General features: G+C 63.5%; 12 protein-coding genes and 2 pseudogenes. 6 read left to right on the forward strand and 8 right to left on the reverse strand.

Going from position 1 to position 16458, the window contains the following annotated elements; translation table 11 throughout:
- Positions 1–16: 16 nt before the first annotated feature.
- Entirely contained in the window at positions 17–625 is a 609-nt protein-coding gene (locus NLM27_RS16565) for a TetR/AcrR family transcriptional regulator (protein WP_254144318.1), read from the forward strand.
- Between the two features lie 31 nt (positions 626–656).
- Here NLM27_RS16565 and NLM27_RS16570 read toward each other — a convergent pair whose 3' ends face one another.
- On the reverse strand, positions 657–1253 hold the full coding sequence (locus tag NLM27_RS16570) for a TetR/AcrR family transcriptional regulator (protein ID WP_254144319.1): 597 nt from the start codon (positions 1251–1253) through the stop codon (positions 657–659).
- Positions 1254–1453: 200 nt separating this feature from the next.
- Between NLM27_RS16570 and NLM27_RS16575 the strand changes: the two genes are divergently transcribed.
- Positions 1454–2698, forward strand: a complete 1245-nt coding sequence (locus tag NLM27_RS16575) for an efflux RND transporter periplasmic adaptor subunit (protein WP_254144320.1) — start codon at positions 1454–1456, stop codon at positions 2696–2698.
- Positions 2699–2862: 164 nt separating this feature from the next.
- Positions 2863–6051, forward strand: a complete 3189-nt coding sequence (locus NLM27_RS16580; RefSeq protein ID WP_254144321.1) for an efflux RND transporter permease subunit — start codon at positions 2863–2865, stop codon at positions 6049–6051.
- 165 nt (positions 6052–6216) lie between these two features.
- Here the strand turns inward: NLM27_RS16580 and NLM27_RS16585 are convergent, their stop codons facing one another.
- The 7 genes and pseudogenes from NLM27_RS16585 to NLM27_RS16615 all read right to left on the reverse strand — a co-directional run bounded on the left by NLM27_RS16585 (position 6217) and on the right by NLM27_RS16615 (position 11541).
- Positions 6217–6714, reverse strand: a complete 498-nt coding sequence (locus NLM27_RS16585) for a hypothetical protein (protein WP_254144322.1) — start codon at positions 6712–6714, stop codon at positions 6217–6219.
- A gap of 99 nt (positions 6715–6813) precedes the next feature.
- Positions 6814–7259, reverse strand: a pseudogene (locus tag NLM27_RS16590) (MaoC family dehydratase).
- Between the two features lie 380 nt (positions 7260–7639).
- Positions 7640–8062 carry a hypothetical protein gene (locus tag NLM27_RS16595; protein ID WP_254144323.1) on the reverse strand — a complete coding sequence of 141 codons (423 nt, stop codon included), beginning with the start codon at positions 8060–8062 and terminating at the stop codon, positions 7640–7642.
- A gap of 12 nt (positions 8063–8074) precedes the next feature.
- Complete coding sequence (locus tag NLM27_RS16600) at positions 8075–8296, reverse strand: hypothetical protein (RefSeq protein ID WP_254144324.1); 222 nt, start codon at positions 8294–8296, stop codon at positions 8075–8077.
- A 211-nt stretch (positions 8297–8507) separates the two neighbouring features.
- Positions 8508–9326: a lytic transglycosylase domain-containing protein gene (locus NLM27_RS16605; protein WP_254144325.1), complete on the reverse strand. Its 819-nt coding sequence runs from the start codon at positions 9324–9326 to the stop codon at positions 8508–8510.
- A gap of 117 nt (positions 9327–9443) precedes the next feature.
- Positions 9444–9623, reverse strand: a pseudogene (locus NLM27_RS16610) (shikimate dehydrogenase); the annotation flags it as partial.
- A 58-nt stretch (positions 9624–9681) separates the two neighbouring features.
- Positions 9682–11541 carry an NAD(P)/FAD-dependent oxidoreductase gene (locus NLM27_RS16615; protein WP_254144326.1) on the reverse strand — a complete coding sequence of 620 codons (1860 nt, stop codon included), beginning with the start codon at positions 11539–11541 and terminating at the stop codon, positions 9682–9684.
- A 176-nt stretch (positions 11542–11717) separates the two neighbouring features.
- Here NLM27_RS16615 and NLM27_RS16620 point away from each other — a divergent pair, with 176 nt between their 5' ends.
- From NLM27_RS16620 to NLM27_RS16630, 3 genes are all read left to right on the forward strand, one after another.
- The gene (locus tag NLM27_RS16620; RefSeq protein WP_254144327.1) at positions 11718–13343 is read left to right on the forward strand and encodes a long-chain fatty acid--CoA ligase; all 1626 of its coding nucleotides are present in this window, start codon (positions 11718–11720) and stop codon (positions 13341–13343) included.
- 105 nt (positions 13344–13448) lie between these two features.
- Positions 13449–14567, forward strand: a complete 1119-nt coding sequence (locus NLM27_RS16625) for a glycoside hydrolase family 172 protein (RefSeq protein WP_254144328.1) — start codon at positions 13449–13451, stop codon at positions 14565–14567.
- 34 nt (positions 14568–14601) lie between these two features.
- Positions 14602–15813: an acyl-CoA dehydrogenase family protein gene (locus NLM27_RS16630; RefSeq protein WP_254144329.1), complete on the forward strand. Its 1212-nt coding sequence runs from the start codon at positions 14602–14604 to the stop codon at positions 15811–15813.
- The last annotated feature ends 645 nt before the right edge of the window (positions 15814–16458 follow it).

Raw genomic sequence — 16458 nt, forward strand, 5'->3', positions numbered from 1 at the left:
GTTAGAGGGTAGGTCGATGAGCCCACGCCGGTCCCCCAACTCCCCTGTCGCCGGCCGTGACGCGATCCTGGCCGCGGCACGGACGGAGTTTGCGAAGTCGGGATTTCACGGCACGCGGATGCGCGATATCGCGGAGCGCGCGCAGGTGTCGCAGGGGCTGCTGCACCACCATTTTCAGAGCAAGGAAGAGCTCTGGAATATCGTCGGCGAACAGGCGTCCGACGAGTTTCTCGCCTACGTGGCCGGCGCGATTTCGCCGGAGCCGCTCGACGCACAGTCGATTCCAACCGTGCTTGGAACCTATCTGCGGTATTGGCGCGAGCATCCGGAGGCATTCCGGATCAATCTGTGGCGCCAACTCGATGGTCTGAACGACGAGCGCAAGTCGCGCTCGCGCCGCCTGAACGAGAAGGCGGTCCCGCTATTCATGAGAGCGCAGCAGGCCGACCTCTTGCGCAGCGATTTGCCCACCGGCCTCGTGTTTTGTGCCGCCGGCGCACTGGTGCAATTCTGGCTTCACAGCCGCGTCGAGCTACAGGACGCAATCGAGATCGGCGGCGCCGAGATGCCGGACGACGATCGATTCGTCGAAAGCATCATGAAGCTCATCGGCGGCGCAAAGTGATCGCTCCACAAGGCTGATATCGTTTTTCAATTCAGCCCGACTGCGCCTCGACGGCCTGCACCGCCACGCTCGCGACCTGCCGCAAGGCTTCGCGATCGGAGCCCGAAGACGCCATCACGCCCATGCCGACTGATACCGCCGAGACATAGCGCGCGAGCGCGGCGGGATCTGATGTCGGCTTCAGATCGCCTTCGGCTTTCGCGCGAATAAAGCGGTCGCGGAGCTGGTCTTCGTTCTGGGCGCGGCGGGCGGCGAGCTCAAACGGGACGTTCTCGGAGCCGGTGCCGCAGGCGATGCCGCCCTGCACGAGCAGGCAACCAGGTGGATTGGCGGGATCGGTCTGCTTGTCGGCGATGCCCATCAACATCCGCTCAGCGACGTCGCGGGCGGTGGGGGCGGCGACCACCTCGTCCATCCAGACGCCGCGCAATTTGGTGTAGCGGTCGAGCGCGGCCTTCAGCAGGCCCTCCTTGTTGCCGAAGCAGGCATAGAGGCTGGGCGGATTGATGCCCATGGCCTCGGTGAGCTGGGCGATGGTGGCGCCCTCATAGCCATGGCGCCAAAACACTTCCATCGCCTGGTCCAACGCCGCCTCGGCGTCGAATTCGCGGGGGCGTCCCATGCCCATGTGACTGTCTCCTCGGAATTGACGCTCTGCCTGAGCCTTAACGTCAATTCCTATCTATTTGTTCTACCTTTATATTTCTGCCGGCTTCCAATTCTTGCGGTATGCCGCTACAATTTTCTTAGTGAATGGTACATAAGTATCTTGCACTGCGGCATCCAGCTCCACATCTGTAGTGAACACTACATATCTGGAGCGCGCAAATGCATCCCTCCCAAAATACCTCCCGCGCCGGTCGTTTTCGCCGCCTTCTCGGCGGCGTTGCCGTCGTAGGCGCCCTCGCCGTCGCCGGTTCGATCGCGACCGGCCGCTACTTTCACCCGGCCCAAGCAACCGCGCCGGCCGCCGCGGCCGAACAAGCCGTGTCCGTCACCGTCGCGATGATCGAGCCGCGGCAGACCGTGCTGTGGGACGATTTCTCCGGCCGGCTCGAGGCCATCAACCGCGTCGAGCTGCGCCCGCGCGTGGCGGGAGCGATCCTGTCGACCAATTTCACCGAAGGCGCGCTGGTGAAGGCCGGCGACATGCTGTTCAAGATTGATCCGGCGCCCTATGCGGCAGAGGTCGACAAGGCCAACGCCCAGCTCGAAGCCGCCAAGGCGCGCGTCGTCTTCACCCAGAGCGAGCTCGAGCGCGGCGCGCAGCTGGTCGGCAACGCCGTGGTGACGCGGCGCGACTTCGACCAGCGCGAGAATGCCAACCGTGAAGCGATCGCCAACGTGAAGGCGGCCGAGGCAACGCTGCAGACCGCAAAGCTCAATCTCGATTACACCGAGGTGCGCGCGCCGGTTGATGGCCGCGTTGGCAAGATCGAGGTCACCGTCGGCAATCTCGTCGCCGCCGGCACCGCCTCCCCGGTGCTGACGTCGCTGGTCTCGGTCAATCCGATCTACGCCTCGTTCGATGCGGACGAGGAGGTCGTGCTGCACGCGCTGAATTCCATTGCAGATGGCTCCGGCCAACGCGGCAAGCTCGACCAGATCCCCGTGGAGATGGCGACCTCCGGCGGCCTCTCGGCGAAAGGCCACATCCAGCTGATCGACAACCAGGTCAACGGCCAGAGCGGCACCATCCGTGTCCGCGCCGTGTTCCGCAACGACGACGGGCGTCTCATCCCCGGACAGTTCGCACGCGTGCGCATGGGCCAGCCGAAGCAGCAGACGCTGGTGATGATCGACGAGCGCGCAATCGGCACCGACCAGGACAAGAAATTCGTGATGGCGGTCGGTGACGACAGCCGCGCCGTCTATCGGCCGGTCACGCTCGGCGGCGCCGTCGACGGGCTTCGCATCGTCACCTCGGGCCTGAACTCCGGCGACCGCATCGTGGTCAACGGCTTGCAGCGCGTGCGTCCCGGCGCCCTTCTCAAGACGGAGGTGGCGCAGATGGGAGCGCGCGGGCCGCAGCAGGCTTCCAACCACAGCAACCAGGACGTGGTGCAACGCTAACATCCTCCGTCATTCCGGGGCGCGCGTAGCGCGAGCCCGGAACTCGAAACTACTGAACTCCGATCACTTCACCTCGAGATTCCGGGTTCGCGGGCTTCGCCCCCACCCCGGAATGACGGCGGAGCTGTGTGGAGACGAAAACGATATTGCCCAGGGGCAAAGCCATGAATCTCTCAAAATTCTTCATCGACCGTCCGATTTTCGCCGGCGTGCTGTCGGTCCTGATCTTCCTTGCCGGCTTGATCTCGCTGTTCGCGATGCCGATCTCGGAATATCCCGACGTCGTGCCGCCGTCCGTCGTGGTCCGCGCGACCTATCCTGGCGCCAACCCCAAGGTAATCGCGGAGACGGTGGCTACTCCCATCGAGGAGCAGATCAACGGCGTCGAAGGCATGCTGTACATGTCGAGCCAGGCCACAACCGACGGCGCGATGACGCTGACGGTGACGTTCCGCCTCGGCACCGATCCCGACAAGGCGACACAGCTGGTGCAGAACCGCGTGCAGCAGGCTGAGCCGCGCCTCCCCGCGGTGGTGCGCCAGCTCGGCATCATCACCAAGAAGTCGTCGCCCGACCTCACCATGGTCGTGCATCTGTTGTCGCCGAACGGCCGCTACGACATGACGTATTTGCGCAACTACGCGGTGCTCAATGTCAAGGATCGCCTCGCGCGGATCGACGGCGTCGGCGACGTGCAGCTCTACGGCGCCGGCGACTATTCGATGCGGGTCTGGGTCGATCCGCAAAAGGCGGCGGAGCACGGCCTGACCGCGAGCGACATCGTCAGGGCGATCCAGGCGCAGAACGTCGAGGCCGCTGCCGGCGTCGTCGGCTCCTCCCCGAACGTCAGGGGTATCGACCTGCAATTGTCGGTCAATGCGGAAGGCCGGCTCGCCAACGAAGAACAGTTCGGCGACATCGTGGTCAAGACCGGCGCGCGCGGCGAAGTCGTGCGCCTACGCGACGTCGCGCGGATCGAGCTCGGCGCGTCCGAATACGGCCTGCGCTCGCTGCTCGACAACAAGCAGGCGGTGGCGATCCCGATCTTCCAGGCGCCGGGCTCGAACGCGCTGCAGATTTCCGACAACGTCCGCGCCACCATGGCCGAGATCAAGAAGAACATGCCCGAGGGCGTGTCCTATCAGATCGTCTACGATCCCACCCAGTTCGTGCGCTCCTCGATCGAGGCGGTGATCCACACATTGCTGGAAGCGATCGCGCTGGTGGTGCTGGTCGTGATCCTGTTCCTGCAGACCTGGCGCGCCTCGATCATTCCGCTCCTGGCCGTGCCGGTGTCGATCGTCGGCACCTTCGCGGTGATGCACGTGTTCGGCTTCTCCATCAACGCGCTCAGCCTGTTCGGCCTCGTGCTCGCGATCGGCATCGTCGTCGACGATGCCATCGTCGTGGTCGAGAACGTCGAGCGCAACATCGAGGCCGGGCTGTCGCCGCGCGATGCCACCTATCAGGCCATGCGCGAGGTGTCGGGCCCGATCATCGCGATCGCCATGGTGCTGATCGCGGTGTTCGTGCCGCTCGCCTTCATCTCCGGCCTCACCGGGCAGTTCTACAAGCAGTTCGCGCTGACGATCGCGATCTCGACCGTGATCTCCGCCGTCAACTCGCTGACGCTGTCCCCGGCATTGTCGGCGCTGCTGCTCAAGGGCCACAATGAGCCGAAGGATCGGCTGACGATCATCATGGAAAAGAGCCTCGGCTGGTTCTTCCGCGGCTTCAACAAGGCGTTTACGCGCTCCTCGGAGAACTACAGCAGCAGCGTTACCAAGGTGATCTCGGGCAAGGCCGCGGTGATGGGTCTCTACGTGGTGCTGGTCGGCCTCACCACCCTCCTGTTCCAGCAAGTCCCGAGCGGCTTCGTGCCGGGCCAGGACAAGCAATATCTGGTCGGTTTCGCCCGCCTGCCCGATGGTGCCACGCTCGACCGTAGCGAGGAGGTGATCCGCAAGATGAGCGACATCGCGCTGACCCAGCCCGGTGTCGAGAGCTCCGTGGCGTTCCCGGGCCTGTCGATTTCCGGCTTCACCAACTCGTCCAATGCCGGCATCGTATTCTCGACGCTCAAGCCGTTCGACGAACGCAAGGATCCCTCGCTGAGCGGGCCCGCGCTCGCGGCCGAGCTGAACAAGAAATATGCCGGGATCCAGGAAGCCTTCATCGCCATGTTCCCGCCGCCGCCGGTCAACGGCCTCGGCACGATCGGCGGCTTCAAGCTCCAGATCGAGGACCGTGCCGGCCTCGGCTATGAGGCGCTGAACGAAGCGACGAACGCGTTCATGGCGGCGATGCAGAAGGCGCCGGAGATCGCCGGCGTGTTCTCGAGCTTCCAGGTCAATGTGCCCCAGCTCTTCGCCGACATCGACCGCACCAAGGCGCTCCAGTTAGGGGTGCCCGTGACGGAAGTGTTCAACACGCTCCAGATTTACCTCGGCTCCTACTACGTCAACGACTTCAACAAGTTTGGCCGCACCTATTCCGTCCGCGTCCAGGCCGACGCGCCGTTCCGCGCACGGGCCGACGACATCCGGCAACTGAAGGTGCGCTCGTCGTCGGGCGACATGGTGCCGCTGTCGGCGCTGATGACGATCCGCCAGAGCGCGGGGCCGGAGCGTGCGATCCGCTACAACGGCTTCCTGTCCTCCGACATCAACGCGGCGGCTGCGCCCGGTTTTTCATCGGGTCAGGCGCAGGAGGCGGCGACGCGCATCGCTGCGGAGGTGTTGCCGCCCGGCTTTGCCTTCGAATGGACCGACCTCACCTATCAGGAGTTCATCGCCGGCAATTCCGGCATCTGGGTATTCCCGCTGGCGATCCTGCTGGTGTTCCTGGTGCTGGCCGCACTCTATGAGAGCCTGACCCTGCCGCTCTCGATCATCATGATCGTGCCGATGGGCCTCTTGGCGGCGATGTTCGGCGTCTGGATCTCCAAGGGTGACAACAACGTCTTCACCCAGATCGGCTTGATCGTGCTCGTCGGCCTCTCCGCCAAGAACGCGATCCTGATCGTCGAATTCGCGCGCGAGCTCGAATTCGCGGGGCGCACGCCGATCCGGGCCGCGATCGAGGCGAGCCGGCTGCGGCTGCGCCCAATCCTGATGACGTCGATGGCCTTCATCATGGGCGTGCTGCCGCTGGTGCTCTCGACCGGTGCAGGCTCGGAGATGCGGCGGGCCATGGGCGTTGCCGTGTTCTCCGGCATGATCGGCGTCACCGTGTTCGGCCTGTTCCTGACGCCGGTGTTCTATGTGCTGTTGCGGACCGTCACCGGCATGAAGCCGCTGACGCATCACGGCAGCGACGTCAGCGCGGCGCCGGTTCAAGGTGTGGGGCACTAGACTAGCGACAGACCCGACACCAGCAACGGAACGAGCACGGTCTTGCGAAAGACCGTCTCGTTGACGCGGTGAAAGGCGATCACCCCGAGTGCGAAGCCGGCGGGCCGGTCAAATGGCGCCTTTGCGCGCGAGCCAGGCTCGCCGGACTCTCTGCAGGCTTCAGGACTATTTTCTGTTCTCCTCGCAGAACTTCAACGCCGCCAGCGCCTCGCCGGCCCGCGGGATCTGCATCTCGATGCTGTCGTCGTCATCGTCTTCGAAATCGAGCGTGAGACGTTTGGCCTTCGACAGCCGGTCCATGATCGACTGATCATATTCGAAGACGCCGCGCACGGTGGTCTTGTCCATGACCTCCCATTTCGCCTTCTTCATGATGTCGGCATCGTCGGTGCCGACATCGGCCCGGAGGACCTCGCCGATCTTGTCCCATTCCCAACCGTCATAGATCATGACGATCACGATGGCCTTGTCGGAATAGGTGATCACGATGACGTAGTCGCGATTCTCGTCATCCTTGTCCTTGTAGCCGCGGCTCGCGTTGCAATGGGTGTCCTGCGTACGCTTCTCGATGGACCAGTCGCCGACCTTGGATTGTTGCGCGAGTGCCGGCCCGGCGCTCAAGGCGCCGGCGAGCAAGCCGGCTGCGAAAAGGAATCGATTCATGTCGGCCTCCAGCGTCTTCCCCGGGCCGAGATGACCACCTCCGCCGGCCACTCGCAAGGGACTGTGGCGCGGCATGAGGTCAATGGTGTTGCCGGCTGCTTAGCTCCGCCGCGGCACGATCGCGATCGGCGTGAAGGTGTAGACCTCCTCGCCGTTCTGGTTGAACATCGTCCACTTCACCAGCGCGATGCCCTGCGGCCTCGACTTGGACGGCGTCAGGCTCATGACCTCCCCGACCAGATGCAGGCGGTCATTGGGCCGCACCGGAATGGTCCAGCGCAGGCCATCGACGCCCGCGCCGATGAGCGGGTGCGGACCGAACGGACGGGTCTGGATCGCGAGGTTCATGGCAATTGCGGCGGTGTGCCATCCTGAGGCAGCGAGCCCCTTGAACAGGGTGTCCTTGGCGGCCTCGTGGTGAGATGCATCGGCTGCGGATCGAACTCGGCGGCGAAGCGCTTGATGTCGGCCTCGGTGACCTCGACCTCGGGAGATCTGAACCGCATTCCGATCGTGAGATCGTCGAACCATTCGACCTGCGCCATAATTTTGCCTCGCAATCTGATACGCCGCCCCCGAAGAGGCGGCTAAAAGGCTTGAGAAATAGCGGAGACCGCAGCGCACAAACCAGCCGGTGGTTCCCCGCGAAACCCCTTTCCCAATACGACGAAACACGCCTGAAACAGATCGCCGCTTAAGTAGTTGTCAAAATAAATACAGGGACGGCTACCATGCAATTCTTCCTCGACCTGCTCTATGAGTACTCCTGCTGCCAAAGCCTCGTTGCCCAGCCAACACGGGAGGACGAGCTATGATCGAGCTGATCTCCGGCCTCCTCGCCCTTTGCAGCATCGGCGTCTTCGCGGCCCATGCGCTGGATGCTTACCGCACCACGCACCACTGACGGCTCCGCCCGTTTCCGGCGCTAGAAGGGCCGCCGGTAAAAGTGCTCCGAATGCGTTGCCGGCGGAAACCGGTTGGCGAGCGCAAGCGCGCCCCTTTCGTCGGTCTCGAGCGCAATCTTCTGTGCCAGCATCACATCGCCCGGCACGAGGAAACCCGACGGGACGAAGCACCATCCCATCGTCGCGATACCCGCCTCGTTGATCTCGTGGACATTGGCCGCGGTGCCGTAGTGGATGCGATAGGTCTTGCCGGTATCGCAGCCGATGACGTCGAAATACCGGTGCTCCTCGAATTGCACGCGTTGTGTCGGCGAGAGCCATTCGGCGAGCAGCCGGCGGCCGCGGGCGTCCGGCGTGTTCTCGCCGAAGAAGCGCCGATAGAGTTCGCGCAGCGCATGCAAGCGCGCACGCGCCGGGGCGCGGAGCCAAACCGCCGCGATCATGACCAGCTCAGATCAACCGCCGACCAGGCGGGGATAGAACAGCGTTTCCTGAGCGGTCGGATCGAATGACCGGATACGGGTAACCTCGCCCGGCCCGGTCCGCAGCGCGGCGGTGAAGCCCGCTCCGGTCAGCTCCCGAAAGCGCCGTTCGGCCCGCGCCAGCGCTTCGGCATTGTCAGGATCAAACTCGTGGCGCGTGTCGCCCGTCTGATCCATCACGATCTGGGTTGCCATGGTGAGTCTCCTCATGCCCAGCCCCGAACTTGATCAAAGCAAACCTCGTGCCGTCAGTTCCTGATGGCAACAACTTTCTCTTGCCGACGCATCACGCCTTGCTGAGCAGCCTCAAGCGCGAGGAGATCAGGATGAATCGTCCTCGCGCTTTAGATTGTTGTTTAAGCATCATCTTTTCAGAAAACCGCTGCATACTTTTCTGGATCATGCTCTAGCGCGAGGCGGCTGCCCCTCCTCCTTCGTCGATCTGCCGGCCCATCAGCGCGATTGCCTTCTGATAGACGCCGGCCGCATTCCAAGCCTCGATTGCGACGAAATTCGGCTCGCCCGGCTGGTAACCGGCTCCTGCGCGCCAACCATGGGCCTTGAGGAAATTCGCTGTCGAATTCAGCGCGTTGGCGGCCACTTCGAGATTGCCGGTACCATAGGCCAGGATGTTCTTGGGCATGAACTGGGTCTGGCCGACCTCGCCATGCATGGAGCCGCGGGTCGCCCCCGACAGCGTGCCGCGGTCGATCAGCTTCAAGGCGGCATAGAGCTGATCGGTGAAGAATTCGGGACGGCGGCAGTCATAGGCCAAGGTCGCGATCGACGACAGCATGTTCTGGTTGCCGCGCTGACTGCCGAAGCCGGTCTCCATGCCCCAAATCGCGATCAGCGGCCCCGGCGGGACGCCGTAGCGCTGCTGGATCGAGGCGAACAAGGCGGCCTGCGACTGCTTGAGCTGCCGGCCCTTGGCAACGATGGTGGTGGCGCCCCGCTTGGCTAGGAACTGGTCGAGCGTCAGCGAAAAGCTGCGCTGGCCGCGATCGGCCGCGATGGTCGCACTGGCGTAATTGGTCTGCATCAGGGCCGAGAGCGCGGTGGGGCCGACGCCCTTGCCCTGCGCCTCCGCGCTGAACTCGCGCTTCCAGGCCTCGAACCCGGCCGGCGAGCTACCGCATTGCGCGGCCTCGGCGGTGGGCGCCAGAGAGAGAAGCAGCGCAGTGGCGCCGATCATGGCCGTCACAACGGTCCTGCTCTTGGTCATTCCTCGTTCCTCTCTCCTGGGACGCGCGACCGGCTCGCGCGGACGCATGATCCTACGCCGGCTCTGATCGCTCAAGCCCCGCTTGACGCAACGGGCACCTTGACACCGGAACGATCCCTACCCTTCGCCGGCGCGGCCGAGCAGGAATTCCACCATGATGCCCTGGTGCTGTTCGTACATGTCCGTGCCGGTCCCCGTCACGCAGCCGGCCTTTCGGGCCGCTGCGATGAAAGGCGAGATTTCGGGCTTGGTGATGACGCAGCCGCAATAGGCTGACGGTGGGAGGCTGATGACATCGAATCGCCTATGATAACGTACAGCCGCGTGGCGCCGGTAGGTGGCGGGATCACGCCGCTCAAGCCGACATCGGGGAGCCGCCCGCCTCCACCGCGGTCCCATAGGTCATTTCCAGACCATCCAGGTTGCCCTCCCTGCGCCACTTGTCGAGCAGCCGCAGGAACGCCACCGGCCCGCGCCAATATTGGCTGTTTCTTGCCGCGATCGGATCGAGCACGCCTTCATTGTTGTAATAACCGGGCGTGCATTCGGCGAGATAAGTCTGGCGGCCAAGCGCGGCCCTGACGACCTCATCGACCCAAGCCCTCTCGGCCGCGAGCGTCGGCTCCAGGGTTCGCGCTTTGCGCTTGCGCGCCTCGGCGATGACGTAGGCGATGTGCTGCGACTGCTCGTCGATGATGTGCGGGAAATTGGCGCTCTGGCCGGCCTGCACCGTGACGATCAGGAAGCAGTTCGGAAAACCGCGGCTGTAGAAGCCGTGCAGCGTCTTGACGCCGTCGCGCCAGCGTTCGGACAGGCTGATGCCGTCGCGGCCGTACACCTCAAATCCCATGCGGCGGGCGTAATCGGTGCCGACCTCGAAGCCGCTGGCATAGATCAGGCAATCGAGCTCATAGGCTTTGCCGTCGACCACGACCGCATTCTCGGTGATGTGCTCGACGCCCCGCCCCATGGTATCGACGAGATGCACGTTCGGGCGATTGAAGGTGTCGAGATATTCGTCGTGGAAGCACGGCCGCTTGCAGAACGCCTTGTACCAGGGCTTGAGCGCTGCGGCGGCAGCTTCATCCTTCACAACCGCGTCGACGCGGGCGCGGATCTCCTCCATCTTGCGATAGTCGGCCTGCTCGATCACCTTCAGCGCCTCTTGCATCGAGGTCACCGGCTGCGGTTGGCGGCGCGGCGCCAGCAGGATCTCACCGAGCAGGCCAGTCCAGCCGTCCTGCACCAGATCCTGCTCGAACGGCTCGCCCGAGATCACGGCCGTGAAATTGTCCATGCGCTCGCGCTGCCAGCCGGACTTGAGGCTTTGCGCCCAGGCTGGATCGGTCGCCCGGTCGTCGCGCACGCCGATCGCCGATGGCGTGCGCTGGAAGACATAGAGCTCTTTCGCGGAACGGCCGAGATGCGGCACGCATTGAACGGCCGTGGCGCCCGTGCCGATGATGCCGACGCGCTTGTCGGCAAGGCCAGTGAGACCGCCCTCCGCCGTGCCGCTGGTGTAGCCATAGTCCCAGCGGCTGGTGTGAAAGCTGTGGCCCTTAAATGTCTCGATGCCGGGAATGCCTGGCAGCTTTGGGCGGCTCAGCGGTCCGCCGGCGAGGATGACGAAGCGCGCCTGGATACGGTCACCGCGATCGGTCTCGACCAGCCAGCACCCCTCCTCGTCCTGCCACGTCATGCGCGAGATCACGGTCTGAAACAGCGCACGCTCGTAGAGACCGAAGTGCCGGCCGATGCGGCGGGAATGCTCGTAGATCTCGGGCGCACGCGCATATTTGCGCACCGGCATGTAGCCGGTCTCTTCCAGGAGCGGCAGGTAGATGTAGCTCTCGGTATCGCAGGCAGCGCCCGGGTAGCGATTCCAGTACCAGGTGCCGCCGAAGTCGGCCGCCTTTTCCACGATACGAAAATCATCGATGCCGGCTTCGCGCAGCCGTGCACCACAGAGCAAACCACCGAAGCCGCCACCAACGATGAGCACTTCGGTCTGTTCGCTGACGGATGCGCGCGCAAATCCGGGATCGGCCCAGGGATCGTCGAGGTAGCGGCCGAATTCGCCGGTCGCCTCGACATACTGCGCTTTGCCTTCGCTGCGCAAACGGCGGTCGCGCTCGTCGCGATAGCGCGCACGAAGGGCGGAGATATCGACCGTAGGTTCGCCAGCTGCGCCGGTCTTGTGTTTTTCCGCTGACATTCGTCTCCTCCGCGGCAGACACCGCTTCGCCGGCAGTTCGCATGAAGTTAGCCCTGAAAAAGTGCCGCACGCAATCACGTCGCTCGCTTTTTGCGTGAACGCCGCGTGACGTTCCGCTAACCTCAAACGCAAATCACGAGCGTACGCCGCGCAACGACGTGGCTGTGGAGGAGACCATGCAGGGATTGATGATGGACATGCCGCTGCTGATCAGCGGCCTGATCCAGTACGCCGCCGACTATCACGGCGAAGCGGAGATCGTCGCGCGCGAGATCGAGGGCGACATCCACCGCTACACCTATGCCGACGCTCATCCGCGCATCAAGCGCATAGCGCTGGCCCTGAAGCGGCTCGGCATGACGCAAGGCGACCGCGTCGGCACGCTGGCCTGGAATACCCATCGCCATTTCGAGATGTTCTATGCCGCACCGGGCATGGGCTATGTGCTGCATACCGTCAACCCCCGGCTGTTTCCCGAGCAGCTCGTCTACATCATCAACCACGCGGAAGACCGCCTGCTGTTCATCGACCGCGCCACGCTACCCATCGTCGAGGCGATCGCGCCGCAATTGACGACGATCGCGGCCTATGTGGTGATGTCCTCGCGCGAGCGGATGCCGGAGACGGAACTGGCAAACGTCCATTGCTATGAGGAACTGCTGGAAAAGGAGAACGACGCCGGCTTCGCCTGGCCCGAGTTCGACGAGAAATCCGCCTCTACCATCTGCTACACCTCGGGCACGACGGGCAATCCCAAGGGCGTGATCTATTCGCACCGCGCCGCGATCCTGCAGACCATGACCTGCTGCAATTTCGACTTCCTGCCGGGCCATGTCGAAGGCGTGCGCGAGGCGATGATGCCGATGGCGCCGCTGTTCCACGGCAATGGCTGGAATATGCCATTCACCGCGCCCTATACCGGCTCGAAGCTGGTGCTGCCCGGCCGCAACTACGAACCCGACAAGCTCCATGAATTGCTCGAAGGCGAGAGAGTGACGCTGTCGGCGGGCGTGCCGAGCTTCTGGCTGATCCTGCTCGACTGGCTCGGTCGCACCGGCAACAAATTCACGACGCTGCGCGCGACGCTGTCGTCGGGCTCGGCGCCGCCGCGCGCGATGGTCGAGAAGCTCAAGCGCGACTACAATATCGACTACATCCAGGCCTGGGGCATGACCGAGGCGTTGGGCTGCTCGATGCCGGGCCTGCGGCCGGGCTCGGAGCATCTCGGCGACAAGGAGAAGTTCGACCGGCGCCAGGTCTCCGGCCGCGCCTGTTTCGGCACGGCCTTGCGCATCGTCGACGACGCCGGCAACGAGCTGCCGCGCGACGGCAAGACCGTCGGCCATCTGCGCGCTCGCGGCCCCTGGGTCGCCTCCGGCTACATGAAGTTAGAGGAGGGCCTCGACCGCGACGGCTGGCTGATCACCGGCGACATGGCGGTGATCGACAGCCAAGGCCACGTCACCCTGACCGACCGCTCGAAGGACGTGATCAAGTCCGGTGGCGAATGGATCTCCTCGATCCAGCTAGAAGACGTCGCCTTGTCCCATCCCGATGTGCTTCAGGCCGCCGTGGTCGCGATTTCCCACGAGAAATGGCAGGAGCGCCCCCTGCTCCTCGTCGTGCGCAAGAAGGGCGCGACCGTCGATGGCAAAACGCTGCTCGAGCACATGCGCCCGAAGATCGCGAGCTGGTGGATGCCCGACGCCGTCGAATTCCTGGACGAATTCCCGATGACGGGCACCGGCAAGGTGTTGAAATCGGCGCTGCGCGAGAAGTTCAGGGAATACCGCGTCGCTTGAACCGATAGCGCATCGCGTTTGGGTCAATTCCGTGTGCGGTCTTCACCTTTTGGTCAATTCGCGGGCGATATATCGGGATGTCGCTAATCCCTTATCGAGGATTCCATGGCGTTTTCCGGATTGGGCCTGCATCTCGGCAACCTCTCGCTTCTGTCGCATGCGCAGACGCGCTCGATCAGCCCCGAGAACTTTACCGGCGAGAAGAGCAAAGGCGGCATGTCCGTCGACGGCTCCGCTGCACGCCAGGCCCGCGATCTCGGCCAGGGCTGGAAGGTCTCGCCCTATGTCGTCATCGAACCGGGCGCGACATTCACGCTCGCCGACATCGAAGGTCAGGGCGCGATCCAGCAGATCTGGATGACGCTGGCGCGCGGGCGTCTGCGTCATTCGATCCTGCGCGTCTACTGGGACGACCAAGAGCAGCCCAGTGTCGAATGCCCGGCCGGCGATTTCTTCGCCTGCGGCTGGGAAGAATTCGCGCAGGTCTCATCGCTCGCGGTCTGCGTCAATCCCGGCCGCGCCTTCAACTGTTACTGGGAGATGCCGTTCCGCAAGCGCGCCCGCTTCACGCTGGAGAACCGCAGCGAGGAGCAGCTCACGGTCTACTACCAGATCAACTACACCCTGACCGACGTGCCGGAAGATTGCGCCTATTTCCATGCGCAGTTCAGGCGCACCAATCCGCTGCCGTACAAGGAGGTCTATACCATCCTTGAGGGTATCAGCGGCGCCGGCCATTACGTCGGCACCTACATGGCCTGGGGCGTCAACAACAACGGCTGGTGGGGCGAAGGCGAGATCAAGTTCTACATCGACGGCGACGGCGCATTCCCGACGATCTGCGGGACCGGCACCGAGGACTATTTCTGTGGTGCCTACAATTTCGATCCCTATGTCGCGCATTCCGGCCAGGGGCCGGCGCAGCAATCACGCTACCAGGAATTCACCACGCCCTACGCCGGCTTGCCGCAGGTGATCCGCCCTGACGGCGTCTACAGGTCGCAACAGCGTTTCGGCATGTACCGTTGGCACATCCCCGATCCCGTGCGCTTCCGCTCCGATCTGCGTGTGACCATCCAGGCGTTGGGATGGCTGCCGGGCGTCAAGGAAGCAAAATACCTTCCGTTGCAGGACGATATCGCCTCGGTCGCGTTCTGGTACCAGACGCTGCCGACCGCCCCTTTCCCGAAGCTTCCCGGGCCCGATTATCTCGAAATCGGCTGATCCAGCCGACGTCCATCGATCAAGGAGACGAAAGATGCTTTATCCGATGTCGCCCAAAGTCGCCGAGCTCAAGCGCAAGCTCGAGAGCTTCATGGACCGGCACATCTATCCGAACGAGGAGCGGTTCTATCGCGAGGCCGAAGAGCTCGGACCGTGGAAGGTCTATCCCGTCGTCGAGGAGCTGAAGCCGCTGGCGCGCGCCGAGGGGCTCTGGAATCTGTTTCTCCCCGAGAGCAATCACGGCGCGGGTCTCACCAATCTCGAATATGCCCCGCTTTGCGAGGTCACGGGCCGCTCGCACCTCGCGCCCGAAGTGTTCAATTGCTCGGCTCCCGACACCGGCAACATGGAGGTGCTCGAACGCTACGGCTCGGAGAAGGACAAGGAGCGCTGGCTGAAGCCGCTGCTCGCGGGCGAAATCCGCTCGTGCTTCGCCATGACCGAGCCGGCGGTCGCCTCGTCGGACGCGACCAACATCGAGAGCTCGATCGTGCGCGACGGCGACCACTACGTCATCAACGGGCGCAAATGGTACACGACCAACGCGACCGACCCGCGCTGCAAGATCTGCATCTTCATGGGCAAGACCGATCCTGACAATCCGGACCGGCACAAGCAGCAATCCATGATCCTGGTGCCGATGGACACGCCGGGCGTCGACGTAAAACGTCCCCTGCCCGTATTCGGCTTCTACGGCGTGCCCGACCGCGCCTCCGAAGTGGTCTTCACCGACGTGCGGGTGCCCAAGGAGAACATGCTGCTCGGCGAAGGCCGCGGCTTCGAGATCGCACAGGGCCGTCTCGGTCCCGGACGCATCCATCACTGCATGCGGCTGATCGGGCTCGCCGAACGGACCCTGGAAAAGATGTGCCGCCGCGTACGCAGCCGCGTTGCTTTCGGCAAGCCGGTCTCGGAACAGACGGTGACGCAGGAGCGAATCGCTGAGGCCCGCATCATGATCGAGCAGGCCCGGCTGCTGACGCTCAATGCCGCCTTCGCAATGGATACGGTCGGCAACAAGGTGGCGAAGGCCGAGATCGCGATGATCAAGGTCGCCGTGCCCAACATGGCCTGCCAGATCATCGACTGGGCGATCCAGGCCCATGGTGGCGGTGGGACCTCGAACGATTTCGGGCTGACGCAAGCCTATGCGACCGCCCGTCTGCTGCGCCTCGCCGACGGACCGGATGAGGTCCATCGCAATCAGATCGCGCGGTTCGAGCTGAAGAAATACTCCAATACCTGAGGAGCCGTTAGCTCATCGCTCCCTGGAGAATCAGCATCGGGATGGGAGTCTAATCGATGCTTGGCGGATCCTGGGTGGATGCAGACGAACTCTGCTTCCAAATTCCTTCGAGTATTGCTCCGAAAATGATGACCGGCAGATAAAGCGCAAGCATGATCGTAGTCCTCCTGCTGTGACAACCTTGGCCTTCAGGCCAGGTTCCTCGAATTGACACCCGCCCGCGTCGGAACATTCTCGTCGAGAGCTACCGACAAAAACGAGTCGCGGCGAGTATCAGGAACGCATCGCGTCAATCGCATGAGCGATCAGAACGACTGCGCTCGCGGCAATGAGAAATACAAACAACCAGCTCACGTCCGCCTCCAATCCCGGAAGTGAACGCGCTCATCCATGCACAGTCAAAAACCATCGGCCTGGAACTGCTATTCAGCGGTTCGCTGATGCTTCGCAGCAACAAGTGCATCCGCTGTCGGCCCTATCGGCAGAACGCCAAAAGGAGCAACGTGCCGACGACGCAGGCTGCTAGGACTAAAAACCAATCGCCCATACAGGTTCCCCGACTCACATACGCCGATCAGGATTAGCCCTGCGATTTGGCATTGAAACGCTTGTTGCCGGTTTTCCCCAAGCCAAGCGTGATCCATC

The sequence above is a fragment of the Bradyrhizobium sp. CCGB12 genome (genome assembly GCF_024199845.1).
Classification (GTDB): Bacteria; Pseudomonadota; Alphaproteobacteria; order Rhizobiales; family Xanthobacteraceae; genus Bradyrhizobium.